General features: G+C 54.4%; 23 protein-coding genes and 3 tRNA genes. 18 read left to right on the forward strand and 8 right to left on the reverse strand.

Annotated elements, in window-relative coordinates:
- Window positions 1-10: 10 nt before the first annotated feature.
- Window positions 11-1,465, forward strand: a complete 1,455-nt coding sequence (locus FD744_RS14560; protein WP_160868571.1) for an NAD-dependent succinate-semialdehyde dehydrogenase — start codon at window positions 11-13, stop codon at window positions 1,463-1,465.
- A gap of 31 nt (window positions 1,466-1,496) precedes the next feature.
- The gene (locus tag FD744_RS14565) at window positions 1,497-1,766 is read left to right on the forward strand and encodes a hypothetical protein (protein WP_034831139.1); all 270 of its coding nucleotides are present in this window, start codon (window positions 1,497-1,499) and stop codon (window positions 1,764-1,766) included.
- Window positions 1,767-1,825: 59 nt separating this feature from the next.
- On the opposite strand, the gene yhcN (FD744_RS14570) is transcribed toward FD744_RS14565, so the two are convergent.
- From yhcN (FD744_RS14570) to argR, 4 genes are all read right to left on the reverse strand, one after another.
- Window positions 1,826-2,092 (reverse strand): peroxide/acid stress response protein YhcN, encoded by a 267-nt coding sequence (gene yhcN, locus FD744_RS14570; protein ID WP_034831137.1) that lies wholly within the window; start codon window positions 2,090-2,092, stop codon window positions 1,826-1,828.
- Between the two features lie 105 nt (window positions 2,093-2,197).
- Entirely contained in the window at window positions 2,198-2,464 is a 267-nt protein-coding gene (locus tag FD744_RS14575) for a YdgH/BhsA/McbA-like domain containing protein (RefSeq protein WP_034831135.1), read from the reverse strand.
- Window positions 2,465-2,554: 90 nt separating this feature from the next.
- Window positions 2,555-2,818 (reverse strand): peroxide/acid stress response protein YhcN, encoded by a 264-nt coding sequence (yhcN, locus tag FD744_RS14580; protein WP_034831133.1) that lies wholly within the window; start codon window positions 2,816-2,818, stop codon window positions 2,555-2,557.
- A 490-nt stretch (window positions 2,819-3,308) separates the two neighbouring features.
- Complete coding sequence (argR, locus tag FD744_RS14585; protein ID WP_034831131.1) at window positions 3,309-3,779, reverse strand: transcriptional regulator ArgR; 471 nt, start codon at window positions 3,777-3,779, stop codon at window positions 3,309-3,311.
- A gap of 420 nt (window positions 3,780-4,199) precedes the next feature.
- Here argR and mdh point away from each other — a divergent pair, with 420 nt between their 5' ends.
- Window positions 4,200-5,135, forward strand: a complete 936-nt coding sequence (mdh, locus tag FD744_RS14590) for a malate dehydrogenase (protein WP_160868572.1) — start codon at window positions 4,200-4,202, stop codon at window positions 5,133-5,135.
- Between the two features lie 46 nt (window positions 5,136-5,181).
- Here the strand turns inward: mdh and mscM are convergent, their stop codons facing one another.
- The 3 genes from mscM to rsgA all read right to left on the reverse strand — a co-directional run bounded on the left by mscM (window position 5,182) and on the right by rsgA (window position 10,568).
- The gene (mscM, locus tag FD744_RS14595) at window positions 5,182-8,517 is read right to left on the reverse strand and encodes a miniconductance mechanosensitive channel MscM (RefSeq protein WP_160868573.1); all 3,336 of its coding nucleotides are present in this window, start codon (window positions 8,515-8,517) and stop codon (window positions 5,182-5,184) included.
- A gap of 14 nt (window positions 8,518-8,531) precedes the next feature.
- The gene (asd, locus tag FD744_RS14600; protein ID WP_034829399.1) at window positions 8,532-9,428 is read right to left on the reverse strand and encodes an archaetidylserine decarboxylase; all 897 of its coding nucleotides are present in this window, start codon (window positions 9,426-9,428) and stop codon (window positions 8,532-8,534) included.
- Between the two features lie 93 nt (window positions 9,429-9,521).
- Window positions 9,522-10,568, reverse strand: a complete 1,047-nt coding sequence (gene rsgA / locus FD744_RS14605; RefSeq protein WP_034829385.1) for a small ribosomal subunit biogenesis GTPase RsgA — start codon at window positions 10,566-10,568, stop codon at window positions 9,522-9,524.
- Window positions 10,569-10,671: 103 nt separating this feature from the next.
- Between rsgA and orn the strand changes: the two genes are divergently transcribed.
- The 4 genes from orn to FD744_RS14625 all read left to right on the forward strand — a co-directional run bounded on the left by orn (window position 10,672) and on the right by FD744_RS14625 (window position 11,795).
- Window positions 10,672-11,220 carry an oligoribonuclease gene (gene orn / locus FD744_RS14610; protein ID WP_034829381.1) on the forward strand — a complete coding sequence of 183 codons (549 nt, stop codon included), beginning with the start codon at window positions 10,672-10,674 and terminating at the stop codon, window positions 11,218-11,220.
- Between the two features lie 293 nt (window positions 11,221-11,513).
- Window positions 11,514-11,589: transfer RNA gene (locus FD744_RS14615), tRNA-Gly, on the forward strand.
- Window positions 11,590-11,613: 24 nt separating this feature from the next.
- Window positions 11,614-11,689, forward strand: a tRNA-Gly gene (locus tag FD744_RS14620).
- A 30-nt stretch (window positions 11,690-11,719) separates the two neighbouring features.
- Window positions 11,720-11,795: transfer RNA gene (locus FD744_RS14625), tRNA-Gly, on the forward strand.
- 435 nt (window positions 11,796-12,230) lie between these two features.
- Here FD744_RS14625 and queG read toward each other — a convergent pair.
- The gene (gene queG, locus FD744_RS14630) at window positions 12,231-13,370 is read right to left on the reverse strand and encodes a tRNA epoxyqueuosine(34) reductase QueG (RefSeq protein ID WP_097119483.1); all 1,140 of its coding nucleotides are present in this window, start codon (window positions 13,368-13,370) and stop codon (window positions 12,231-12,233) included.
- Between queG and nnr the strand changes: the two genes are divergently transcribed.
- The 11 genes from nnr to FD744_RS14685 all read left to right on the forward strand — a co-directional run bounded on the left by nnr (window position 13,369) and on the right by FD744_RS14685 (window position 25,744).
- The gene (gene nnr / locus FD744_RS14635) at window positions 13,369-14,886 is read left to right on the forward strand and encodes a bifunctional ADP-dependent NAD(P)H-hydrate dehydratase/NAD(P)H-hydrate epimerase (protein ID WP_160868574.1); all 1,518 of its coding nucleotides are present in this window, start codon (window positions 13,369-13,371) and stop codon (window positions 14,884-14,886) included. The two genes, queG and nnr, sit on opposite strands and share 2 nt — an antisense overlap.
- Before the next feature lie 3 nt (window positions 14,887-14,889).
- The gene (gene tsaE, locus FD744_RS14640; protein ID WP_034829377.1) at window positions 14,890-15,366 is read left to right on the forward strand and encodes a tRNA (adenosine(37)-N6)-threonylcarbamoyltransferase complex ATPase subunit type 1 TsaE; all 477 of its coding nucleotides are present in this window, start codon (window positions 14,890-14,892) and stop codon (window positions 15,364-15,366) included.
- 8 nt (window positions 15,367-15,374) lie between these two features.
- Window positions 15,375-17,012, forward strand: a complete 1,638-nt coding sequence (amiB, locus tag FD744_RS14645; protein WP_373424411.1) for an N-acetylmuramoyl-L-alanine amidase AmiB — start codon at window positions 15,375-15,377, stop codon at window positions 17,010-17,012.
- Window positions 17,013-17,054: 42 nt separating this feature from the next.
- Entirely contained in the window at window positions 17,055-18,926 is a 1,872-nt protein-coding gene (mutL, locus tag FD744_RS14650) for a DNA mismatch repair endonuclease MutL (RefSeq protein ID WP_160868575.1), read from the forward strand.
- A complete protein-coding gene (miaA, locus tag FD744_RS14655) occupies window positions 18,919-19,860 on the forward strand; it encodes a tRNA (adenosine(37)-N6)-dimethylallyltransferase MiaA (protein WP_160868576.1) in 942 nt (313 codons plus the stop codon). The genes mutL and miaA overlap by 8 nt, the downstream gene beginning before the upstream one ends.
- A gap of 110 nt (window positions 19,861-19,970) precedes the next feature.
- The gene (gene hfq, locus FD744_RS14660) at window positions 19,971-20,288 is read left to right on the forward strand and encodes an RNA chaperone Hfq (protein WP_034829366.1); all 318 of its coding nucleotides are present in this window, start codon (window positions 19,971-19,973) and stop codon (window positions 20,286-20,288) included.
- An 80-nt stretch (window positions 20,289-20,368) separates the two neighbouring features.
- Window positions 20,369-21,649: a ribosome rescue GTPase HflX gene (gene hflX, locus FD744_RS14665; RefSeq protein WP_160868577.1), complete on the forward strand. Its 1,281-nt coding sequence runs from the start codon at window positions 20,369-20,371 to the stop codon at window positions 21,647-21,649.
- A gap of 113 nt (window positions 21,650-21,762) precedes the next feature.
- Window positions 21,763-23,001 carry an FtsH protease activity modulator HflK gene (hflK, locus tag FD744_RS14670; protein WP_034829354.1) on the forward strand — a complete coding sequence of 413 codons (1,239 nt, stop codon included), beginning with the start codon at window positions 21,763-21,765 and terminating at the stop codon, window positions 22,999-23,001.
- Between the two features lie 3 nt (window positions 23,002-23,004).
- A complete protein-coding gene (hflC, locus tag FD744_RS14675; protein ID WP_034829352.1) occupies window positions 23,005-24,009 on the forward strand; it encodes a protease modulator HflC in 1,005 nt (334 codons plus the stop codon).
- A gap of 59 nt (window positions 24,010-24,068) precedes the next feature.
- Window positions 24,069-24,269, forward strand: coding sequence for a DUF2065 family protein (locus FD744_RS14680; protein ID WP_034829350.1), 201 nt, complete (start codon window positions 24,069-24,071; stop codon window positions 24,267-24,269).
- A gap of 176 nt (window positions 24,270-24,445) precedes the next feature.
- Entirely contained in the window at window positions 24,446-25,744 is a 1,299-nt protein-coding gene (locus FD744_RS14685) for an adenylosuccinate synthase (RefSeq protein WP_034829348.1), read from the forward strand.
- The last annotated feature ends 124 nt before the right edge of the window (window positions 25,745-25,868 follow it).

Raw genomic sequence — 25,868 nt, forward strand, 5'->3', positions numbered from 1 at the left:
GAGAAGAATAATGTCCACCTCTCTACAGCAACACTCGCTGTTCAAAACCGGCTATTTCGCTGCGGGCCAGTGGCACAACGCCAGTGCCACCTTTGACGTCACTAATCCGGCAACCGGCGAAGTGCTGGCAAAAGTCGCACGCGCGGGTAAGGCGGAAACCGAGCGGGCCATCGCTGCCGCTCAGCAGGCTTTTCCGGCATGGCGTGATAAAACCGCGAAACAGCGCGCGGAGATTCTTAATCGCTGGTATCAACTGATCATTGAGAACAAAAGCTGGCTCGGGCAACTGATGACGGCCGAGCAGGGCAAACCCCTGAAAGAAGCCGAAGGCGAAGTCGAGTACGCCGCCAACTTTATTCAATGGTTTGCCGAGCAAGCTAAACGTGCCAACGGCGAAATCATCCCGCCGGCGAAACCGGGTTCGCGCATTCTGGCAACACGTGAACCGATTGGTGTGGTGGCGGCTATCACGCCGTGGAATTTCCCGATGGCGATGCTGACACGCAAGCTGGGCCCGGCGCTGGCAGCAGGCTGCACCGGCATCATCAAACCGGCGAACAATACGCCGCTGTGTGCGTTTGCGTTAGTCGCGCTGGCGCAGGAAGCGGGCGTACCCGACGGCGTATTGAATGCGGTGGCGGGCGATACCCATGCCATTAGCGACGCCATTATGTCGAGTCCCGCGGTGCGTAAAATCTCGTTCACCGGTTCAACCGCCGTGGGCAAAACGCTGATGCGCAACGCCTCGGACACCATGAAGAAAGTCTCGATGGAGCTGGGTGGCAATGCGCCTTATATCGTGTTTGAGGATGCGGATATTGATGCGGCGGTACAGGGCGCAATTGCTAACAAATTCCGCAATGCGGGCCAGGTCTGTGTCAGCGTTAACCGCTTTTATGTACACAACGCGGTCTACGATCGTTTCGTCAATCAACTGGCCGATGCCGTGGGCAAGCTGAAAGTGGGTAATGGCGTAGAGGAAGGCGTGATAGTCGGCCCGCTGATCGAGCAGTCGGCGCTGGAAAAAGTAGAGGAGCACGTTAAGGATGCGCTGAGCAAAGGCGGTAAGTTGCTGATTGGCGGCGAACGTCATCCGCTGGGAGGCAACTTCTGGCAGCCGACGGTGATTGCCGAGGCGCATGAGGGGATGAAGCTGGCCCAGGAAGAGACCTTTGGTCCGGTCGCCGCCTGCTTCCGCTTTGATGATGAAGCCGATGTCATTCAGCGCGCCAATAACACGGAATACGGATTAGCCGCCTATTTCTACACGCAAAATCTGCAACGGGTGTTCCGGGTCTCGGCGGCGCTGGAGGCCGGGATGATTGGCATTAATGAGTGTGCCGTATCCACTGAACTGGCACCGTTTGGCGGTGTAAAAGAGTCCGGTTTGGGGCGCGAAGGTTCGGTGCTGGGGATGGAAGAGTACCTGGAAGTGAAAGCGCTGCACATTGGTGGGCTTGCCTGACGGGCGGCCCTGCCTGCAAGAGGGAATCACGATGAGAACCGAGCGTTTTGATTTCGACGAAATCGTCGATCAAGCCCATTTCTATCGCCAGTTCAGCGATCGTTTTGCGCTGGCGGATCTGGCCATCAGCGATCTTGACGATCTCTGGGATGCGATACTTGGGGAGCAGTTGCCATTGCCGCTGGAAATTGAGTTTGTGAATCTGGGGACAGGGCAGAAACGCCGGTATGGCGCATTAATCCTGCTGTTTGATGAAGCAGAAGAGGAGCTGGAAGGCCAGCTCCGCTTTAATGTGAAGTGACAAGCCGAAAAAGGGCCCCGGCGAGCGGGGCCAAAGGGTTCGTCAGAATTGACGAGGAATTATTTATACAGCTCGGCGGTCACGTGATAGCTGTCGCCGGTTTTCGCTTCAATCACTTTATAAGCACTGGCACCTTGTGCATCGGCTTTCTGAGAAAGCTCAGCACGGTAATCCATTGGCGAACCGCCGGTACCGCTGATGGTGATAGTGCTGCCGGTAGGTTGCAGATTTTGCGCCTGCTCATCCGTTACCAGTTGGGCGGCTGATGCACCGAAGGCAAACAGGGAAAGAAGGCTGGCGGCTGCGATGGTTGCTTTGATTTTCATGATTTTTTCTCCTCGTTGTAATCAACAACCTGCGGCAAGGGTGGGTGAGGCGGGTCGTCGATAAATTGTCTGGCGCCGTTCAGGCGCCCGACGTTCGATGTAGTCTTATTTGTACAGTTCTGCAGTCACGTGGAAGGTGTCGCCACGATTATTCTCAATGATGCGGTAATGGCTGGCACCCTGAGCATCGGCTTTCTGCGACAGTTCCTGACGGACGTTGGTCTGGTCACCGTCAACACCGCTCACGCTGATGGTTTGATTCAACGGTTGCAGTTGCTCGGCTTGTTCGTTAGAAACCAGGCTGGCGGCACTGGCACCGAAGGACAATACGGAAGCCAGACCTACGATGGCGATAGCTAATTTGGTTTTCATGATTCACTCTCCTGAAATGGGGTATGGCAACCTGAGAGGCAAATGCGTCTCAAACGGGTCGCCGTTCACACTGCGTCTTGTTCAGCAAACTTATTTATAAAGTTCAGCGGTGGCGTGATAGCTGTCGCCGGTATTCGCTTCGATCACACGGTAGGCTTTAGCGCCTTCCTGATCGGCTTTGGCATTCAGCTGCTCATGGATATCCATCGGAGAACCGCCCACGCCGCTCACACTAATGGTGCCGGCAGGTTGCAGATTCGCTGCCTGTTGGGCATTGATAGAATCTGCTGCAAAAGCACCAAATGACAGGGCAGATAGAACACTCAGGGTTGCGATAGTAGTTTTAACGTTCATGGTATTTTTCCTCGTCTTCTGTTTTTATCTTTTTCTTTCGTGTGATTTGCATCACGAAAACAAGTATAGATCTAATCACCCATGAAATTAATATCTGGCTAATAATGTTTGGTTGTTATTCTTTATCCTTATGGCACCTTTTTAGAACTGGAAGTTATTAAAACCGGTTGATTCTTAACCATTGGCTGTTATTTATTCGTAAAAACAATGATCTGCATCAAATTATCTTTTCGTGCGAAAGATCATGGTTGATCTCGCTGGCTGATACGTATTAGGAAGCCATAACCTCTAAGCACGATATGTAAAGCAGTGTAAAATAGCGCGAATGGTTAAGAAGGGGAAAAGGTCGTACCAATATTTTGGCAGATGCAGAACCGGCAGCTATATCGATAACTTATTATTAAAAAAGGATTTTGTAACAAGCGTGGCGGGTAACGGATCGTCAGGAAGGATGTTACCGGCAGATGATCTGCCGGTTAAGACCAGGGTTTTATAGTTCCTGTTCGAATAAAACCAGCACGGCATCGTGCAGCTGTTTTACGGAGAAACTACGCGCAGGGGTAATAAAGATGGTGTCATCCCCCGCGATAGTACCGAGAATGCCTTCCGCTTTACCGAGTGAATCCAGCAGGCGTGCAATCAGCTGCGCAGCACCCGGGCTGGTGTGAATCACCACTAAGGCATCGTTGTAATCGATATCCAACACCAGATTCTTCAATGGGCTGGTGGTGGTCGGCACGCCAAGTTCGGCTGGCAAACAATAAACCATTTCCATTTTGGCATTGCGGGTGCGCACGGCACCAAACTTGGTCAGCATACGAGAAACTTTTGACTGGTTGATGTTCTCGAAGCCGTCTTCCTGCAGCGCCTGTACGATTTCGCCCTGAGAGCTGAATTTTTCTTCTTTTAATAACGCTTTGAACGCTTTGATCAAGTCGTCTTGTTTTGATGGGTTTCGCATAAGCTACCAATAAAAGAGGGGTGCAGCAGGCAACAGGCCAGCGGCAGATAAATTATTATGCATTTAGATGAATTTTTATGCAATAAGCGTAGTGAGAGAATCGCGCTAATCAACTGCGGACAGGCATCATAGCAGAGTTTTGTGTTGCGCCAAAATCGCGGGCTGACGCGCAAAGCGAAGGTTGCAATGTTGTTATAGTATTGAAGTGGTAACAACTATATCGATGATCATTGCCGTCCATTGTCTTCTGGCTGCGATTGTATCATTCAGGCGACTTCTGAAGTGGAGATGTCTCGGGAGCCGATTGCGGCGTCATGTTATTGCGCGACAGGTTTGTCGCTATCGCCTGAGAAGTTGATTAAACTCGTAACCTGATGGATTTTCGGCATATCTCTGCCCCACCTTCATAAGGAGTTCAGGATGAAAGTTGCCGTTCTCGGTGCAGCCGGTGGTATTGGCCAGGCGCTCGCACTGCTGCTCAAAACTCAATTACCCGCAGGTTCCGCTCTCTCACTTTATGATATCGCCCCGGTCACGCCCGGTGTGGCGGTTGATCTCAGCCATATTCCTACCTCTGTGAAGGTGGAAGGGTTTAGTGGCGAAGACGCGACACCTGCGCTGCAGGGAGCCGATATTGTGCTGATTTCTGCGGGTGTGGCACGTAAACCCGGCATGGATCGCGCCGACCTGTTTAACGTTAACGCGGGCATTGTACGTAACCTGATCGAGCAGGTTGCCAGCACCGCGCCGAAAGCGCTGATTGGCGTGATCACTAATCCGGTTAACACCACGGTGGCCATTGCGGCTGAAGTGCTGAAGAAAGCCGGCGTGTATGACAAGAACCGTCTGTTTGGTGTCTCAACCCTCGACATTATCCGCGCCAATACCTTTGTCGCAGCGCTCAAAGGCAAGCAGCCAACTGAGATCGAGGTCCCGGTGGTGGGCGGTCACTCAGGCGTGACGATTCTGCCGCTGCTGTCGCAGGTTAAAGGCATCAACTTCAGCGATCAGGAAGTGGCTGACCTGACGAAACGCATTCAGAACGCGGGCACCGAAGTGGTGGAAGCGAAAGCCGGTGGTGGATCGGCGACCTTGTCCATGGGGCAGGCTGCTGCGCGCTTTGGTCTCTCACTGGTGCGTGCGCTGCAGGGCGAAGCAAACGTGGTCGAATGTGCTTATGTTGAAGGGGACGGTGAGTATGCGCGCTTCTTCTCCCAGCCGCTGCTCATCGGCAAGAACGGTATCGTGGAACGTCGCCCGTTGGGTTCTTTGAGTGCGTTTGAACAGCAGGCGCTTAACGGGATGCTGGATACGCTGAAGAAAGATATCGCGCAGGGCGAAGAGTTTGTGAAGTAACGCTCAGCAGAAAAAACAGCGCCCGGTGATTGCCGGGCGTTGTCATTTATAAGCCGCCAGATTTAAAGGTCTGGCTGGACGGTGAGCCATTGCTGGCCGGTGTTTTACGTCCCAGCGTTTCCATACGCACCTGGAATGGTGGGAACGGCATCTCAATACCGTGCTCTTCAAAGCCGCGCAGAATCAACTGATGCAACTCATGACGCAGCGGCATGCGGTGGCCCATCTCAGCTGCGTGCACACGCAATTCAAACAGCTGAATGCCTTGCTGTAAATCCACCAGGAACACATCCGGTGCGGGCATATCCAGCACGTAGGTACAGCGCTCGGCCGCCTGCTTGAGAATGTTGGTGACTTCATCACTGTTGACGTGTGCCGGAGCCGGGATGGTCAGCACCACACGCGTGACAGAATCCGACAACGACCAGTTAACGAACTGCTCAGTGATAAAGGCCTTGTTAGGCACGATGATCTCTTTACGGTCCCAATCGGTAATCGTGGTGGCGCGGGTATTGATGCGGGTAATGCTGCCGGTCAAATCGCGAATGGTGACGGTATCGCCAATACGGATCGGCTTTTCGAACAGGATAATCAGGCCAGAAATAAAGTTGGCGAAGATCTCCTGCATACCAAAGCCCAACCCCAGACCTAATGCCGCCACCAGCCACTGCAGTTTTGCCCACTCAACGCCAATGATCGAGAAGCCGACTAATCCGCCAATCAGCATCAGCACGTATTTGGTCAGGGTAGTGATGGCATAACCGGTGCCAGGTGACAGGCTGATGTGTTGCAGCAACGCCAGTTCCAGCAGGGCAGGCATGTTACGCACCAGCTGAGTAGTGATAATGAACACCAGGATGGCAATCAGCACCGCGCCCAGCGTAATCGGCTGCACGCTCTCCACGCCCTGCACCGTGGTGCTGGCATCCCACAGTGGGATGTTGTCGAGGAAACTAAAGGCCGAGTGAATTTCTGACCACAGTACAATCACCGATACCAGCGCAATCAACGTGAGAATAGAGCGCACCAGACGCAACGACTGCGCACTGATCTCATCCAGATCCAGGCTCGGTTCATCGATCTCAATCGTATCGGCGTTGGCGGGAGCCTGTTGCTCTTTCTCTTCTTCACTGCGCGCGCGGTTCGCCAGCATATCGGCACGGCGTTGGCGGGCGCGATCAAAGGCGATGCGACGGCGTTGGATCAGCATCCAGCGGCGGATAATGTGGTAAATAACCAACAGGAAGAACCAAATGCCTACCGAGGTTTCCAGGCGCGCCAGCAGCGCCTGCGCGGTCGCCAGATAGCCGATGCAGGAAGCCAACGCCGCTACCAGCGGGATGGCAATCATCAGGTTCCACAGAATACGGTTAACGAAGTTGTCGCCGTTGCCCTCTTTATCCAGATACAGCGGAATGCCTGCACGTTTAAGGCTGACGGTGACAATACTTAACGCACCGCAAATCAAAATGAAGCACAGGCGACCGAGCGTGCCGGAGAACTGTGGATCGTCGAGATTGGCAAAGGCAATCAGCAGCATGATCAGCGGCACAATCAGGCCAACCGTCAGCGAGTAGTAACGCATAGCACGCGCGACTCGCGCCTGCGGCCAGCGGAAGTGCACCACAAATAGCCCATCATGACGCGCAAAAGCAGCACTGATCATAAAGGCCCACAGCAGCGGCAGCGTGGCAGTGATGCCATCTCCAATCGCAACGGCAAACGGATAAGGCCAGGCATGCTGCAAACCAAAGCCCAGCGCGGCCCACAATACCGGCAGCGGCACGGCGACCAGAATCGACCAGAACACAGTGCGCAACGTCAGGCTAAAGCGGTCCTGAGTCACTTTGCCCACTTTGCTGGCGGAACGCGCCATAAAGGCATTGTAATGACGGCGCGAGCTGATGCTGAAGCCCACCAACAGCACTGCGCAGATGATTGGCATCACGGTTTCTTTGCTGGTAAACATCATCGCCAGCGCTTTACCGAGTTGCCCTAAGGTATCCAGCGACAGCAGGCGGGTTAAGTCACGCGCCACGTCAATCGGATACTTCAGGTCGATGGCGCTGACATCCGCCGTCCAGAACAAATAACGGTGGGTGGCTTCCTTCACTTCACCCAGGGCGTCCTGCAACTGCGTGTTCGACACCTTCAGCTTGGTGATTTCCAGAATCAGTGTATCGCAGCCGGAGATCAGTGAATTGAGCAGCTCGCGCTGGGTTTTCAACTGGGCATCAAGAATACGGGTTTGCTCGCTGGTGAACGGCGTGCCGTCATCCTGCTTCTCTTTGCGCAGATCCTTTTGCCGCTCCAGCAAATCTTCATAATGCAGCCGTTGCACACGCAGTTGGCCCATCTCACTGTCTATCTGCTGCGACTTCGGCATATCCGGCAATCGGGCGACTTGCGCACGCAAGGCTTCACCCAGCAGATTCGAGGCGCCCAGCCATTGTGATTGTTCGCGCAGCGTGCTGAGAGCCTGGCGTACCTGTAGCGTTTGGTTGGTGGCCAGACGTTGCTGCGAAGCGACCAAATCCATACGTTGGGCTTGCGCATTCAGGTCGGCTGATAGCTCACGGTTGACACGGAATTGATCGCTGATCGAAGCCGGTAAATCGCCACTGTTTTCCGCCAGCTGTTCAGTGCGTTCGAGCGCCAGTTCCGCTTCTCGCTGACGCTGATTATTCAGCTGATTGCGCAACGATTGCAGATAGTTATCCAGCTGCGTCACTTTACGCTGATGCACTTCCGCCCGCATACGCGCCAGCTCCTGGCGATTATTGGCGGAGAGCTGTGCCAGTTCTAACTCATCGACACGGGCTTTATTGGCAGCATTTTCGGCCAGGCGGGCATAAATCTGCGCCTGAGCCAGCGGCGTGGCGGCCGCTGAGAAACCCTGAGCGCGGCGATCGCTTTCGGTCATCGCCCGGCGTGCGTCAGTCTGCTGCTGCGGTAACTGTGACAGTGAGTCACTGATTTCACGTGCGCGGTCCTGCTCTTGCTGCGCCTGGCGGCCTTCTTCCAGCAGCTGGCTGCTGATTTGCAGGATTTCCTGATCCAGCTCGGCGCTGCTCATGTTGGTGCGCACCGTTTTACTGCTGTCGGTCAGCGTAGCAATCTGCTGACGCAGTTCACGTGCCAGCCGTGGGAAATCATCAATCACCTGCTGATACTGTTTGGCACGCTCCAGCGATTCATCTCGTTCAGAGAGGAAATTGATCGCCGCTTCAATCGCCTGAACTTGCTCGGCTTGAGCGGGAGAGGCTTTGGCGGATTTGGCCGCATCCAATTCCTGCTTCAGTTGACTCGCAGGAGGAACGGTGGCTGCCAATACAGAACTGCTGAGCACCAGGCTCAGCAGTAGAGAGAGAAGAACGCGCACGGGAGAGGTTCCGGTTATTCAGCGAGCGGGGCGCTGTCGCCGGGCTGCGGCAGGGCAATCGCCAGCGGTTGGCCAAGGCGGGTTTTGCTCTCGGCTTCGAGACTTTCCGCCAGCTTGACGCGGCCCGGTGCGAACAGGTTAATCACCGTCGAACCGAGTTTGAAACGTCCCATTTCCTGACCTTTCAACAACACAACGGCGCCGTCATGATCCGCTGAAGGATAACGCCAGCGTTTAATCACCCCTTCACGAGGTGGCGTAATGGTGCCCGCCCACACGGTTTCGATGCTGCCGACAATGGTTGCCCCTACCAGGATCTGCACCATCGGGCCATGATCGGTATCGAAGACGCAGATCACACGCTCATTGCGTGCAAACAGATTCGGGATGTTACGTGCTGTCAGCGGGTTGACGGAGTAAAGATCGCCCGGCACATAAATCATTTCGCGCAGAATACCGTTACAGGGCATGTGCACACGGTGATAATCGCGCGGTGCGAGATAGGTGGTGATGAACTCACCATCGACGAACTTTTCTGCCAGATCGTCGTTACCGGCCAGCAAGGCCTGCAACGAATAGTAATGGCCTTTCGCCTGGAAGATCTGATCGCCTTCAATGCGGCCTAACTGGCTCACCGCGCCATCAGCTGGCAGCGCCAGCAGGGTCGCATCGGGATCAATCGGGCGCGCACCCTCTTTTAGCGGACGCACGAAGAAGTCATTGAAGGTGCGATAGCTACCAGTATGGGGTTTGCTGGCTTCGGCCATATCCACTTTGTAGTACCAGACAAACATGTCGATGACCGCTTTGGTCAGCCAGCCACCGCGACGACTGGCGCCCCAGCCGGCAAGTTCGGTCAGCCCTTTTTTAGGCAGAATATGATTCAGGCCGAGTTTAAAACGATCAAACACCGTTGCCTCCTGGCTTAATTACGCTTGGTTTACACAAAAGGGGGCGGATTGTAGCAGCGCCCCGGTCAGTTGGCGAATGTGCCGTTGTACCCGTTAATCTTCGCTGGCGGAAAAGTTTTTACGCGTTTTTACCTGCGCCATACTCTCCAGAATCCGGTGGTAGTTATCGAAGCGCGAGATGTTGATTGTTCCTTCCTCTACCGCTTCGCGAATGGCGCAGCCGGGATCGGTATCATGCTTGCAGTCGCGGAAACGGCAACCGCCGATAAACTCACGAAATTCGACAAATCCACGGGTGATTTGTTCCGGCTCCAGATGCCATAAACCGAATTCACGTACGCCTGGAGAATCGATCACGTCGCCGCCGTGCGGGAAGTGATACAGGCGCGAAGCGGTGGTGGTGTGCTGTCCCAGACCGGAGTTATCAGACACATCGTTGGTCAGAATCTCATCGCCCGCCAATTCCAGTCCCAACAGGTTGTTCAGCAAACTGGATTTACCCACGCCGGATTGACCGGCAAAAATGCTCACGCGATCGGTTAAGGCCTGTTCCAGCTCCGCCAGGCCATCTTTGGCACGGCTGGAGACCATCAACACGCGATAGCCAATTTTACGATAGATATCCATCTGCTCATCGACAAACGCGCGGGCTTCCGCGTCGAGCAGATCGGTTTTGTTCAGTACCAGCAGCGGCTCAACACCCAGGGTTTCACTGGCCACCAGATAACGATCGATGATATTGAGCGACAGCTCCGGCAGGATCGCCGACACAATGATGATCTGATCGATGTTGGCTGCAATCGGTTTGACGCCATCATAGAAATCCGGACGCGTCAGTACCGTTTTACGTTCATGAACCGCTTCCACGATGCCTTTACCGCCGCCAATGGCCGCACGCCACAGCACACGGTCGCCGGTGACCAGCGAGCGAATGGTGCGACGGATATTGCAGCGATGCACTTCGCCTACGCCGTCTTCCACATCTGCGTGCATGCCGAAACGGCTGATCACCACGCCTTCGCTCGCTTCTCCAAACAGGTTGTCATCCGGTTCCGGCTTTTCATTCCGTTGCTGCAGACGACGCTGATGGTTAGCGCTTACGCGACGTTGTTGACCCTTCGACAGTTTATTTTTGCTCACGCATCCTCTCACGGCTTTCGCCAGGCTTCGCCCCGCTGGGCAAAACGTCTATGATACACCTGAAACGAGTGTAATGACGACTTTGGCAACAGGCGGGAAACGCATGACAGCTGGAAATGAAAATAATCTGATTTGGATCGACCTGGAAATGACCGGATTGGATCCGGAGCAGGATCGCATTATTGAGATCGCCACGATCGTCACCGATGCCAACCTGAATATCCTGGCAGAAGGCCCGGTGTTTGCGGTGCATCAGTCTGATGAGCAATTGGCATTGATGGATGAGTGGAATGTGCGTACGCACACCAACAGTGGCCTGGTAGAACGTGTGAAAGCCAGCCAATACGACGACCGTGCTGCAGAGCTGGCGACCATCGAATTTCTCAAGCAGTGGGTTCCGGCTAACACTTCTCCGATTTGCGGCAACAGCATTGGCCAGGATCGTCGCTTCCTGTTCAAATACATGCCGGAGCTGGAAGCCTACTTCCACTACCGTTATCTGGATGTCAGCACGCTGAAAGAACTGGCGCGTCGCTGGAAACCCGATATCCTGCCGGGCTTCAAAAAAGCGGGCAGCCACCAGGCGCTGGATGATATCCGCGAGTCCGTTGCGGAGTTGGCCTACTACCGCGAACACTTCTTGCAGCTTTAATCGCCTAAGGGTGCGCAGGAAATCATCAGGTTGCTGATTAAATCAGCAAACGCACTGAAAGCGCAAAATTTTGCTTTTAGACTCTTGCGACTGAAAGGATTTCTCGTATAATGCGCACCCCGTACCGGTGAAGAATTTATTACGGTGCGCAGCAGTAACACGAAGTTCCAGAATCAAGTATTTCGGTTTGCGGCAAGGCAGCAACTGAACGAATCACAGAGAGCTTACGTCAGTAAGTGACCTGTGTGAGTGAAGGAAGCTAACGCGGCAGCAAATTGAAAGACGAAGATTATGCGGGAATAGCTCAGTTGGTAGAGCACGACCTTGCCAAGGTCGGGGTCGCGAGTTCGAGTCTCGTTTCCCGCTCCAAACTTCGTTAGCAGTAACCTCTTTGCGGGAATAGCTCAGTTGGTAGAGCACGACCTTGCCAAGGTCGGGGTCGCGAGTTCGAGTCTCGTTTCCCGCTCCAAAATCTGTTTTAGTTAGTAGTAACCTCTTTGCGGGAATAGCTCAGTTGGTAGAGCACGACCTTGCCAAGGTCGGGGTCGCGAGTTCGAGTCTCGTTTCCCGCTCCAGATTTTCATATTCACTAATGTTATTTGCTCTCGGGCGTAATCAGACTTAAAACTGCTGCAGTCTTTATCGATCTTATGCGGCCTGGTTTTCTTTCTGGAAATTTTACGTACCGCATTAGCACCAACGATGCCTGTAGTCTGTTGCAGTTATCTTACAGGTTATCCACAATGCGCCTGCAACGTACCGACGGCGTTTTACTCTATCTGCAAAACTGTTTTGAACAGAGTTATCCACAAGCTCTGGACAAGCCCCTGCGCGCAATATTCTACTTAAATGTTTACAGTAATCGCTTAACTCATTGATTATTAATGAATTAAAGGTATTTCAGTCTGTGAGTGGTCTTGGTAGACGATATAATGATCCTCGTCACTATTCGGCTTTATAATTTTATTCACAGCATGTGGAAAAGGATTTTATCCTGCGCGATTGGTTAATCACGCATCACGGACCAGGCCTTTCTCGACGGCGCGCACTAAGCGCTGTTTCTTCGCGGGCTGAACATCCACGCTCTGCGCCGCACGCCTCTGTAATTGCTGCGTGATGGCCCAGTCAATATGCTCATCCAGCATGGCGTTTTCACCGCTACGCATTTGCAACGCCGCCAGATTTTCTTCTGCCCAGGGCGCATTGCCCAATGCCACTGCGATATTCCTCAGCCAGCGTAAGTGGCCGATGCGGCGAATCGCAGAGCCTTCAGTGACTCGCAAGAATTTCGCTTCATCCCACTTGAAGAGATCCACCAACGGCGGCGCGTGCAGCACCGCGCGCGGCGAGAAATCATCTTCATCGGTCAACTGACCATAACGATTCCACGGACAGATAAGCTGGCAATCGTCACATCCGTAGATGCGGTTACCAATCAGCGGGCGGAACTCTTCCGGTATCGCGCCTTCGAGTTCGATGGTGAGATAGGAAATACAGCGCCGCGCATCAACCACATAAGGCTCAACGATGGCGGAAGTCGGGCAAATAGTGATGCAGGCGACGCAGCGACCGCACTGTTCTTCCTGAGGCTGATCGACGGGCAACGGCAAATCAATCAGCAACTCGCCGAGAAAGAACCAGGAACCGGCTTCGCGATTGAGAATGAGCGAGTGTTTACCGGTCCAGCCCAGGCCTGCTTTGGCGGCAATCGGCCGTTCAAGGATGGGGGCGGAATCGACAAATGGGCGAAAATTGAGTTCGCCACAATGCGCCTGAATCATTTCTCCAAGCTTTTTCAGGCGATTGCGCAATACTTTGTGATAATCGCGGCCCAGCGCATAACGGCTGACATAGCCTAGCTGAGGATTTTTTAAGGTGCTGGCAAACGCCGCTTTGGCCGGAAGGTAGTTCATGCGCACGCTGATCACGCGCAGTGTGCCGGGCAGGAGTTCATGCGGACGCGCACGCATCATGCCGTGGCGCGCCATCCAGTCCATCTCTCCGTGATACTGCTTCTCCAGCCAATCCTGTAATTTGGGCTCTTCAGCGCTAAGATCGGTATCGCAAATACCAACCTGCTGAAAGCCGAGTTCGCGCCCCCACTGTTTAATCTGGTGGGCAAGCTGTTGAAGATCGAGAGGGTATGACATGAGAAACCAGGCAATTGAAGCAAACCCGCGCAGTTTACCACACTCTGTCTGGCCTGCGCAGGCGATAGGGCAACTGGAGCGCGATGCGGCGGATAGCCTGGGTTTAACCTTGTACGAATTAATGCTGCGCGCCGGGCAGGCGAGCTATGAGCGAGTGCGGGCACAGTGGCCGCAGGCGCAGCACTGGCTGATTCTGTGCGGACAGGGTAATAACGGGGGCGATGGCTATGTGGTGGCGCGACTGGCACAGGCGGCAGGATTGCACGTCACATTGCTGGCGTGCAGCGGTAATAAACCCTTGCCAGAAGAAGCGCAGCAGGCGCATGAAGCCTGGCTGGCGGCGGGCGGGGTGATACATGCCCCGGATGCGTCATGGCCGCAAAACATTGATGTGATCATCGATGCATTGCTCGGCACCGGCATCAATCGTGCGCCAGCCGCGCCTTACGCTGAACTGATAGAGCGGGCCAATGCACATGCCGCACCGATATTCGCGATCGATATTCCGTCGGGATTAGATGCTGCCACCGGCACCACGCCGGGCAATGCCATCAACGCGGATGACACTCTAAGCATGATTGTGCTCAAACCGGGGCTGTTGACCGGCAAAGCTCGCGATCACGTGGGTCGATTACATTGTGATGCGCTAGGGCTGAACACCTTCCTTGCAGGCGAGACGGATCCCATTCAACGCTACGATGTGGCTGATCTGGTGCACTGGCTGAAACCACGAAAAGCCACTTCGCACAAAGGTGACCATGGACGTTTAGTGGTAGTGGGAGGGGATACTGGCACCGCCGGGGCGATTCGAATGACGGCGGAAGCGGCGCTGCGCAGTGGTGCTGGGCTTGTGCGCGTGCTCACGCATGAAGATAATATCGGCCCGATTCTGACCGCGCGGCCGGAGCTCATGGTCGATGTGCTACGTGAAGAAACGCTGGAACAGGCCCTGCAATGGGCAGACGTGATCGCTATCGGGCCCGGACTGGGACAACGTGAGTGGGCTCAGAAGGCACTGAAAAAAGTCGCGGCCAGTGAAAAGCCGATGCTTTGGGATGCTGATGCGCTTAACCTGCTGGCAATCAAGCCGGATTACCGTCAGAATCGCATCATTACTCCGCATCCTGGCGAGGCCGCACGGCTGTTAGGCGTGAAGACCAGTGAGGTCGAGCGCGACCGCTTACAGGCGGCGCAAACGCTCGCTAAGCGCTATGGCGGTGTGGTGGTGCTGAAAGGCGCAGGCACGATCGTGGCCAGCGCGGCAGGTGACATCGCGATTGCGGATGTAGGCAATGCGGGGATGGCATCCGGCGGCATGGGCGATGTCCTGAGCGGTATCATTGCGGCCATGCTGGGCCAGAAACTGACTTTACTTGAGGCAGCCTGCGCGGGCTGTGTCGCACACGGTGCAGCGGCAGATGCGGTTGCCCGGCAGCGCGGTACGCGCGGCATGTTAGCCACTGATTTGTTCGAACTGCTGTGGCAGTTTGTTAATCCAGAGATGATCCAACAATAAAGCATGAAAACCTGTGTTATCCCTTTGCCCGATGAGGCGGCAACCCTAAATCTGGGTGCGCAACTTGCCCGCGTTTGCAGCAGCGCGTTGGTGATCTATCTTTATGGCGATCTCGGCGCCGGTAAAACCACGTTTAGCCGCGGCTTTTTGCAGGCGCTTGGCCATCAGGGTAATGTCAAAAGCCCAACCTATACGCTGGTGGAGCCCTACGAACTCGGCTCACGCACGCTGTATCACTTCGATCTTTATCGCCTGGCCGATCCTGAAGAGCTGGAGTTTATGGGTATCCGCGATTACTTCAGCGGGGATGCATTGTGCCTGGTCGAATGGCCGCAGCAGGGCGCTGGCGTATTACCCGAGCCCGATCTGGCATTGACGCTGCGCTACGTGGACGCGGCGCGAGAAGCGGAGATCAGCGCGGTTTCTGCAGTGGGTGAAACGCTGCTGGCCCAGTTCCAGCAAGGCAGGGAGTCGGCATGACCGCATGGATGAAAGGGATTCTGCTGGCTGCGCTCTGTATCGTTTCTGCTTCGGCGTTATCTGCCACCTTGTCAGATATCAAAGTCGAAAATGGCGACAGTCAGGCAACCGTCACGCTGAGTTTTAATGGTCAACCCGTGTATGGTTTCTTCCCGCTGCATAACCCCAATCGTGTGGTGCTGGATATTAGGCAAAGTGGCGCGATTAAGGGCTTGCCGCTGAACTTTAGCGGCGAAAACATCGTACAACGCATTCGCAATAGCCAGCCGAAAGATAAACAGAGTATTCGTTTGGTGTTCGAACTGACCCAGGCGGCACACACGCGTGCCAGCACCCAACGTGACGGCAATCAGTATCGCGTGGTGTTTACCATTCGCGGTACGCAACCGGCAAAACGCAGCACTGCTGCCGCACCGGTGACCACCGCTCGCCAGAGCGAGAGTGCGGCGAATCCCTTTAATGCCAATCCGGTGACCACCGTCACCAGCAGCAACACCACGGTACGTCCGGGTGGCGCCGTTTCACGCAATGACACGGTGATTGTGGCGATTGACGCCGGCCACGGTGGTCAGGATCCCGGCGCATCGGGCCAGCATGGCCTGCACGAGAAGAACGTCACCATTGCCATTGCGCGCAAACTGAAAGCGCTGATGGATCAGGACCCGATGTTTAAGCCCGTGCTGACGCGAAACGGCGATTACTTTATCTCGGTGATGGGTCGTTCCGAGGTAGCGCGAAAAGAGAATGCCAATTTACTGGTATCGATTCACGCCGACGCCGCGCCCAACCATTCGGCGACCGGCGCATCCGTTTGGGTGTTATCAAACCGCCGCGCCAATAACGAAATGGCGAACTGGCTGGAACAGAAAGAGAAGCAGTCCGAATTGCTGGGCGGTGCCGGTGATTTACTGGCAAACAGCCAGGCTGATCCTTACTTAAGCCAGGCGGTACTGGATCTGCAATTCGGGCATTCACAGCGCGTTGGTTATGATGTCGCGGTGAAAGTGCTGCAGCAACTGCGCGGAGTGACGCCGTTGCACAAACGTTTACCGGAGCATGCCAGCTTAGGCGTGTTGCGTTCCCCGGATATCCCTTCTTTACTGGTTGAGACTGGCTTTATCAGTAACGCGGCGGAGGAGCGGCTGCTTGGCAGCAGCGCGTATCAGGAGAAAATTGCTCAGTCGATCTATAAAGGACTGCGTAACTATTTCCTCGCGCATCCGCTGCAATCCATCCCAAAGGAGGAAAACCGGCCGCTGGACAGCGCACCAGCGGTTAGCGTTGCCAGCAACCCGGCAACCGGTACCGTGCAATACACTGGCGCGACGCAGCGCCATACGGTGACGCGTGGTGAGACGTTGTCAGGTATTGCCGCCAAATACGGTGTCAGCATGGCAACCCTGCGTGACCTCAATAGCCTGAAACGCGATGTGGTGTGGGTCGGGCAACGTTTGAAAGTCCCGGCAAAATCGGGCGTGAGCGTGACCGCTGCGAGTCGTCCTACCCGACACAAAGTGGTACGCGGTGATTCACTCACTGGGATCGCCGCTCATTATGGTGTCAGCCCCAAAGCCATCATGCAGGCGAATAATATGAAGTCGAGCAACGTGATGCTGGGGCAAAACTTAAAGATTCCACAATCCTGATTGCTGGCGCTGCGGCTCCAGTCTGCTTAAAGGATCACCACCATGCCAATACAGATTTTACCGCCGCAGCTGGCGAACCAGATTGCCGCCGGCGAAGTGGTTGAGCGCCCGGCATCGGTCGTAAAAGAGCTGGTGGAAAACAGTCTTGATGCCGGCGCGACGCGCATTGACGTTGATATCGAAAAAGGCGGCGCGAAGTTGATTCGCATCCGCGATAACGGTTGTGGCATCGCCAAAGCCGAACTGGCCATGGCATTGGCTCGCCATGCCACCAGTAAAATTGCTTCGCTGGATGATCTTGAGGCGATTGTAAGCCTCGGTTTTCGCGGCGAAGCTCTCGCCAGTATCAGTTCGGTTTCACGCCTCACGTTAACCTCTCGCACCGTGGATCAAAACGAAGCCTGGCAGGCCTATGCGGAAGGGCGAGATATGGATGTCACGGTGAAACCCGCTGCGCATCCTGTCGGGACGTCGCTGGAAGTGCTCGATCTGTTTTACAACACCCCGGCGCGGCGCAAGTTCATGCGCACTGAGAAGACCGAATTTACCCATATTGATGAAGTGATTCGCCGTATCGCGCTGGCGCGCTTTGACGTGGCAATTTCGCTGACCCACAACGGCAAGATGATTCGCCAGTATCGCGCCGTGGATCAGGAAGCGCAGCGTGAACGCCGTCTTGGCGCCATCTGTGGCACCCCCTTTATGCAACATGCTCTGCGCATTGACTGGCAGCATGACGATTTGGCGTTGCGCGGATGGGTGGCCGATCCCGCCGGGTCACGTCAGGTGACGGATCTGCAATATTGCTACGTCAATGGACGCATGATGCGTGACAAGCTGATCAACCATGCGATTCGGCAGGCGTACCAGACGCAGTTGGGGGAAGATCAACAACCCGCTTATGTGCTGTATCTGGAGATCGATCCCCATCAGGTAGATGTCAACGTTCATCCCGCCAAGCACGAAGTCCGTTTTCACCAGTCACGGCTGGTGCATGATTTCATCTGGCAGGGCGTCATGAGTGCTTTGCAGGCAAGCCGTGCCGCAGAGTTGCCCATCGCGCATGCGGAAGAGCCCGCGCCAAAGTGGCAGCCAGAGAACCGACAGGCCGCGGGCGCGAATCACTTTGCGCAACCCGCGAGCCCATCACGCAATAGCACCAGCTCCAGCAGCAGCGGTTCGGCTGCGGCGGGAACGCACGCGGGTTGGCAGAATAAAGAGCCGGTGTATCGTGCACGTGAAGGTGCCGCCTACCAGCAGTTAATGAAAACGCCTGTGGCCGAAACCCCTCGCGCCGCCGCGCCGCAACCGGCTCCCGTGCGTCAGCCTGAAGCACGCGAAGCGCCGCTGGCTGCACATGCGCAAAGTTTTGGTCGTGTGCTGAGCGTGATGCATGAGCAATATGCGCTGCTGGAACGGGGTCATCAATTACAGTTGTTGTCACTGAATGTGGCCTCACGCTGGCTGAAACAGGCCCAGTTACAACCGGGAGAAGAGGGCTTGAAACCTCAACCTTTACTGATCCCGGTCCGGCTGAAAATTGCCAAAGAAGAGTTGAATGTGATCGATGTTCAGGGCGCGTTATTGAGGCTGATGGGCATTGATTTACAACGAGAAGGTCAGCACGTCACCTTACGCGCCGTCCCTTTACCGTTACGCACACAAAATTTACAAATCTTGATTCCAGAACTGTTAGGCTACTTGGCCCGGCAGCAAGAGGTTTCTGCATCTGCGTTGGCCCAATGGCTGGCACGTCGTGATGATGCAGAACACGCTCACTGGAATCACTCGCAGGCGATTGCACTGCTGGCAGAGCTGGAAAGGCTATGCCCGCATCTGCTCAAGTCGCCGCCTTCAGGTCTGTTACAGACCATTGAGATTGAGAGCGCGATTAACGCGTTGAAGCATGAGTGAACTAAACCAGGCTAGCCGGCCAAAGGCAATTTTTTTGATGGGGCCTACCGCCTCCGGTAAGACGGCATTAGCGATTTCGCTGCGTCAGCAACTTCCGGTGGAACTTATCAGCGTTGACTCTGCCTTAATCTATCGCGGGATGGATATTGGCACGGCGAAACCGTCGGCAGAAGAGTTAGCACTGGCGCCCCATCGTTTGCTGGACATTCGCGATCCGGTGGAAGCGTATTCCGCCGCTGAGTTTCGTCGCGATGCGCTGGCAGAAATGGCGGAGATTACCCAAAAGGGTAAGATTCCGTTGCTTGTTGGTGGAACCATGCTCTACTTCAAGGCGTTGCTTGAAGGATTGTCGCCGTTGCCCTCGGCCGATCCCGAGGTGCGTCAGCGGATAGAGCAAATGGCGGCGGAGAAAGGGTGGGAAGCCCTGCACCGCCAGCTGTGTGAAATCGATCCGGTCGCCGGTAGTCGTATTCATCCGAATGATCCGCAGAGACTTTCGCGAGCACTGGAAGTTTTTTTTATTTCGGGTAAAACTTTAACGGAACTGACAAAAACGTCCGGCGAAGCGTTACCCTACGACGTGTACCAGTTTGCTATCGCTCCGGCGAATCGTGAACTGATACATCAACGCATTGCGTTGCGTTACGACCAGATGCTAGCGTCAGGATTTGAAGCGGAGGCTCGTGAACTGTTTGCACGAGGTGATTTGCATACGGATATGCCTTCCATTCGTTGTGTAGGTTATCGCCAGATGTGGTCTTATCTCTCTGGTGAAATCGATTACGACGAAATGGTTTATCGGGGAATTTGCGCCACCCGGCAGCTCGCTAAACGCCAGATGACCTGGTTACGTGGCTGGCCAAACGTCCATTGGTTAGACAGTGACGAGCCAGAATTAGCCCGTAATGCGGTGCTTCAGGTAGTTAGTGCGTAGCAGGGATGATTGTGTACAATTGGTCCGTTATCGTGCGCAAATTTTTACGCAGTTTTTCTGAACCACGGTTCTTAAAGTAACAAACAACAAGCATATAAGGAAAAGATAGAATGGCTAAGGGGCAATCATTACAAGACCCGTTTTTGAACGCATTGCGTCGTGAACGTGTACCGGTTTCGATCTATTTGGTGAATGGTATTAAGCTGCAAGGACAAATTGAATCCTTTGATCAGTTCGTCATTCTGTTGAAAAACACGGTTAGCCAGATGGTGTACAAGCACGCCATCTCTACAGTGGTTCCTTCTCGTCCGGTTTCGCACCATAGCAACAACCCGGGCGGTAGCGGTGGCAGCAGCAATTACCACCATAGCGGAAGCAACCAGGGCGCTCAGTCGCAGCCACAACAAGACGGCGATAACGCAGAATAATTTTGCGCTGCCGTAAAGCCAGGGCTGGGGAGCGAAAGCGTTTTCCCGTCCTGGTTATTTTATTTTAGCGAGGTTATAGCTTGTTTGACCGTTATGATGCCGGTGAGCAGGCCGTACTGGTACACATCTGGTTCTCCCAAGACAAAGAGCTGGAAGATTTGCAGGAGTTCGAAACTCTTGTCTCTTCTGCGGGCGTCGAAGCGCTGCATGTGATTACTGGCAGCCGTAAAGCGCCACATCCCAAATATTTTGTCGGTGAAGGAAAGGCAGTTGAAATTGCCGATGCGGTGAAAGCGAGTGGAGCATCGGTCGTATTATTCGATCATGCCTTATCGCCTGCCCAGGAACGTAATCTCGAGCGAGTGTGTGAATGTCGCGTTGTCGACCGCACTGGCTTAATTCTCGATATTTTTGCTCAGCGCGCCCGTACCCATGAGGGTAAATTACAGGTCGAGCTGGCACAGTTACGCCACATGGCAACCCGTTTGGTGCGTGGATGGACGCACCTTGAGCGCCAAAAAGGCGGTATTGGTTTGCGTGGTCCCGGTGAAACGCAGCTGGAAACGGACCGCCGCTTACTGCGTAATCGCATTAGTCTCATCCTTTCTCGCCTTGAGCGTGTGGAGAAGCAGCGCGAACAGGGCCGACAAGCACGCGCCAAAGCCGATGTGCCGACCGTTTCGCTGGTGGGATACACCAACGCCGGCAAATCTACCCTGTTCAATGCGGTGACGTCAGCCAATGTATATGCGGCCGATCAGCTGTTTGCGACCCTCGATCCGACACTGCGTCGCCTGAATGTGGCAGACGTGGGTGAGGTGGTTTTAGCGGATACCGTTGGGTTTATTCGCCACTTACCGCATGACTTAGTGGCGGCCTTTAAAGCCACACTGCAGGAAACACGTCAGGCGACGCTCTTGCTGCACGTGATTGACGCTGCCGATTTGCGCGTCAACGACAACATCGACGCCGTTAATGAAGTATTGGCAGAAATCGAATCGGATGAAATTCCCACGCTGTTGATTATGAATAAAATCGACATGCTGGACGGTTTTGTGCCGCGTATTGATCGTGATGAAGAGAATAAGCCGACACGCGTCTGGCTTTCTGCTCAGAGCGGTGAAGGTCTACCCTTACTTTGGCAGGCGCTGTCTGAACGCTTAGCCGGTGAAATTGCGCAGTATGATTTACGTCTGCCGCCAGAAGCGGGCCGTTTGCGCAGCCGCTTCTACCAACTGCAGGCGATTGAGAAAGAATGGAATGAAGATGATGGTTCTGTAGGTATGCATGTGCGAATGCCAATCGTTGACTGGCGTCGTTTGTGCAAACAGGAACCGTCATTAGCCAGTTATATTGTTTGATATTGCCCTAACGCCTTTACCTAACTTGTTGAAAATTGCTGCAATTATTTCTCTGGGCCGCAATTCGAAAGAGGAAGGGTAAAAAACGTAAATACAATAAATGGAGTAGAAACATGGCGTGGAATCAGCCCGGAAATAACGGACAGGACCGCGACCCGTGGGGAAGCAGCAATAATCAAGGCGGCAACTCTGGGGGAAATAAGGGAGGGCGCGATCAGGGGCCTCCTGATCTGGATGATATCTTCCGTAAGCTGAGTAAAAAACTCGGCGGACTGGGCGGTGGCAAACAGAGTGACAACAATGGCCAGCGCGGCGGCGGTAGCGGTGGCAAACTGGTTGGCATCGTTGCCGTAGCCGCAGTGGTCATCTGGGCTGCCAGCGGTTTCTACACCATCAAAGAAGCAGAACGTGGCGTTGTGACCCGTTTTGGTAAGTTCAGCCATCTGGTTGAGCCGGGCCTGAACTGGAAGCCAACCTTTATCGATCAGGTGCGTGCCGTTAACGTTGAAGCCGTGCGTGAACTGGCCGCCTCTGGCGTGATGCTGACTTCGGACGAAAACGTGGTGCGCGTTGAAATGAACGTGCAGTACCGCGTGACCAATCCTGAGCAATATTTGTATGCGGTCACCAGCGCTGACGACAGTCTGCGTCAGGCCACCGACAGCGCGCTGCGCGGTGTGATTGGTCGTTCTACCATGGACCGTATCCTCACCGAAGGCCGTACCGTGGTGCGTAGCGAGACGCAACGTGAGCTGGATGAAACCATCCGCCCTTACAACATGGGTATTACCCTGCTTGACGTCAACTTCCAGGCGGCACGTCCACCGGAAGAAGTGAAGGCCTCGTTTGACGATGCCATCGCCGCACGCGAAAACCGTGAGCAGTACGTGCGTGAAGCAGAAGCCTATTCAAATGAAGTGCAGCCGCGTGCGAACGGTCAGGCGCAGCGTATTCTGGAAGAAGCCCGCGCTTACAAAGAGCGTACGGTGTTAGAAGCTCAGGGTGAAGTGGCACGCTTTGCTTTACTGCTGCCGGAATACAAAGCCGCACCGCAAATCACCAAAGAGCGTCTGTATATCGAAAGCATGGAACGCGTGCTGAGCCATACGCGTAAAGTCCTGGTTAATGACCGTGGTAACAGCCTGATGGTGCTGCCGCTGGATCAACTGATGCGTGGTGGTCAGATTTCTGGCAGCCAGGCAGGCCAGAAAAACACTAATTTGATGAAGCTGCCTTCGTCTGGCAGCAGTGCCAGCAATGATGACTCTTCGTCTTATAGTCCGAGCAGCATCATGGACCAGCGTCGCGCCAATGCGTTACGCAACGATACCCAGCGCGCAGGGAGGGAGTAATCGATGCGTAAGCCAATTATTGCCGTAATTATTGTCGTCCTGGTGGCGCTGTACGCATCGCTGTTCGTGGTGCAAGAAGGTGAGCGCGGTATCGTGCTGCGCTTCGGTAAAGTTCTGCGCGATAGCGAGAACAAGCCGCAGGTTTATGAGCCGGGTCTGCATTTCAAGATCCCATTCATTGAAACTGTGAAGTCGCTGGATGCACGTATCCAGACCATGGACAACCAAGCCGATCGCTTTGTTACCAAAGAGAAGAAAGACCTGATCGTTGATTCCTACATCAAGTGGCGTATCAGTGATTTTAGCCGCTACTACCTGGCAACTGGCGGTGGTGATGTTTCTCAGGCTGAAGTGCTGCTGAAACGTAAGTTTAGTGACCGTCTGCGCTCTGAGATGGGGCGCCTGGATGTGAAAGACATCGTGACGGATTCACGTGGTCGTTTGACCACCGACGTGCGTGATGCGTTGAACACCGGTACCGCAGGCAGTGATGACGAAGTGCAGACGCCAGCCGCAGATGATGCGATTGCCAGCGCGGCAGCCCGCGTAGAGCGTGAAACCAACAGCAGCGAGCCAGCACCGAATCCGAACAGTATGGCTGCCCTGGGTATTCAGGTGGTTGACGTACGCATCAAGCAGATCAACCTGCCAGCGGAAGTGTCTGATGCTATCTACAACCGTATGCGCGCTGAGCGTGAAGCGGTTGCCCGTAGCCAGCGTTCACAAGGTCAGGAAGAGGCTGAAAAACTGCGTGCTCAGGCGGATTACCAGGTCACACGTACTTTGGCTGAAGCCCAGCGTCAGGCATTGATTTCACGTGGTGAAGGTGATGCGCAGGCAGCAAAACTGTTTGCAGATGCTTTCGGTCAGGATCCTGATTTCTATGCCTTTATCCGCAGCCTGCGTGCTTACGAGAACAGCTTCTCTGATAACCAGGATGTGATGGTGTTGAGCCCGGATAGCGATTTCTTCCGCTTTATGAAGGCACCGACTAACACCGCGCGTTAAGAACTGATATAACCTTGAGGCCGACAATGTTGTCGGCCTTTTTTTTTGGGAAAAATAGAATGAACACAACCATCTGGATGGCGCTGGCATTAGTTCTGGTGCTGGAAGGGCTGGGTCCGATGTTTCTGCCGCGTATCTGGCGCCGCATGATTCTGTCTATGGCGCAGTTGCCCGATCGCATCCTGCATCGTTTTGGTGGTGGATTAGTGGTAGCGGGCGTGGTGATTTATTACATGCTGAGCGTGCACGCGAGCGCATAGCGTTAAATTTGAGCGATAACGCACGGCTAAATTGTGTCTTGCAGTCGATGTTTCCCCCAACATGTTGTATTGATCAAAACGCGGGCAAAAAACCGCGCAATCGTATGCTAAAAGTGCTGAAAGTGAGCAAAACCGATGGTAGAATCCATTTTTAAGCAATCGGTGATTTTGAAAAAATGGGTAAGAACGTCGTCGTACTGGGCACCCAATGGGGTGACGAAGGTAAAGGTAAGATCGTAGACCTTCTGACTGAACGCGCGAATTTCGTTGTGCGTTACCAGGGTGGCCACAATGCAGGCCATACACTTGTCATCAACGGTGAAAAAACCGTCCTCCACTTAATTCCATCTGGCATCCTGCGTGATAACGTGACCAGCATCATTGGTAATGGTGTTGTATTGTCGCCTGAAGCGCTGATGAAAGAGATGAAAGGTCTGGAAGAGCGCGGTGTGCCGGTACGTGAACGTCTGCTGATCTCTGAAGCATGTCCACTGATTCTGCAATATCACGTCGCGATGGACGTGGCGCGCGAAAAAGCGCGTGGCGCCAAAGCGATTGGTACCACCGGTCGTGGTATCGGTCCAGCTTACGAAGATAAAGTTGCACGTCGCGGTCTGCGCGTGAGCGACCTCTTCAATAAAGAAACCTTCGCCGTTAAGCTGAAAGAAATCGTCGATTTCTACAACTTCCAGCTGGTTAACTACTACAAAACTGATGCGGTTGACTACGAAAAAGTGCTGAGCGATACGTTGGCTGTGGCTGACATTCTGACCAGCATGGTGGTTGACGTTTCTGACCTGTTGGACGGTGCGCGCAAGCGTGGCGATCTGATCATGTTCGAAGGCGCACAGGGTACGCTGCTGGATATCGACCACGGTACTTATCCGTACGTGACCTCGTCTAACACCACCGCAGGTGGCGTGGCGACGGGCTCCGGTATTGGCCCACGTTATGTTGATTACGTGCTGGGTATCGTTAAAGCTTACTCAACGCGTGTTGGTGCGGGTCCATTCCCTACCGAACTGTTTGATGAAACTGGCGAGTTCCTGTGTGCTCAGGGCCACGAGTTTGGCGCGACCACCGGTCGCCGTCGTCGTACCGGCTGGCTGGATGCGGTTGCCGTACGTCGCGCAGTACAGATCAACTCCCTGTCAGGTTTCTGCATGACCAAACTGGACGTGCTGGATGGCCTGAAAGAAGTGAAAATCTGTGTGGCTTATCGCATGCCGGATGGCCGCGAGATGACCACCACGCCACTGGCTGCGGAAGGTTGGGAAGGTATTGAGCCAATCTACGAAACCATGCCTGGCTGGAGCGAAACCACCTTTGGTGTGAAAACGCTGGAAGGTCTGCCACAGGCCGCACGTGACTACATCAAGCGTGTAGAAGAAGTGACCGGTGTGCCGATTGATATTATTTCAACTGGCCCGGACCGCAGTGAGACCATGATTCTGCGCGACCCGTTCGACGCATAATCTTACATGGCCGGACACTGTCCGGCCTTTGTTTATCCGCTCTTTGACTCCGCTCACTCTCTTTTTTCTTGCAATTATCGATACTTGCTTAAGAAAAAACGCACCGGCTTCCACGCTCTGGTTT

Source organism: Pantoea sp. Taur (assembly GCF_009830025.1).
In the GTDB taxonomy this organism is placed as follows: Bacteria; Pseudomonadota; Gammaproteobacteria; order Enterobacterales; family Enterobacteriaceae; genus Pantoea; species Pantoea communis.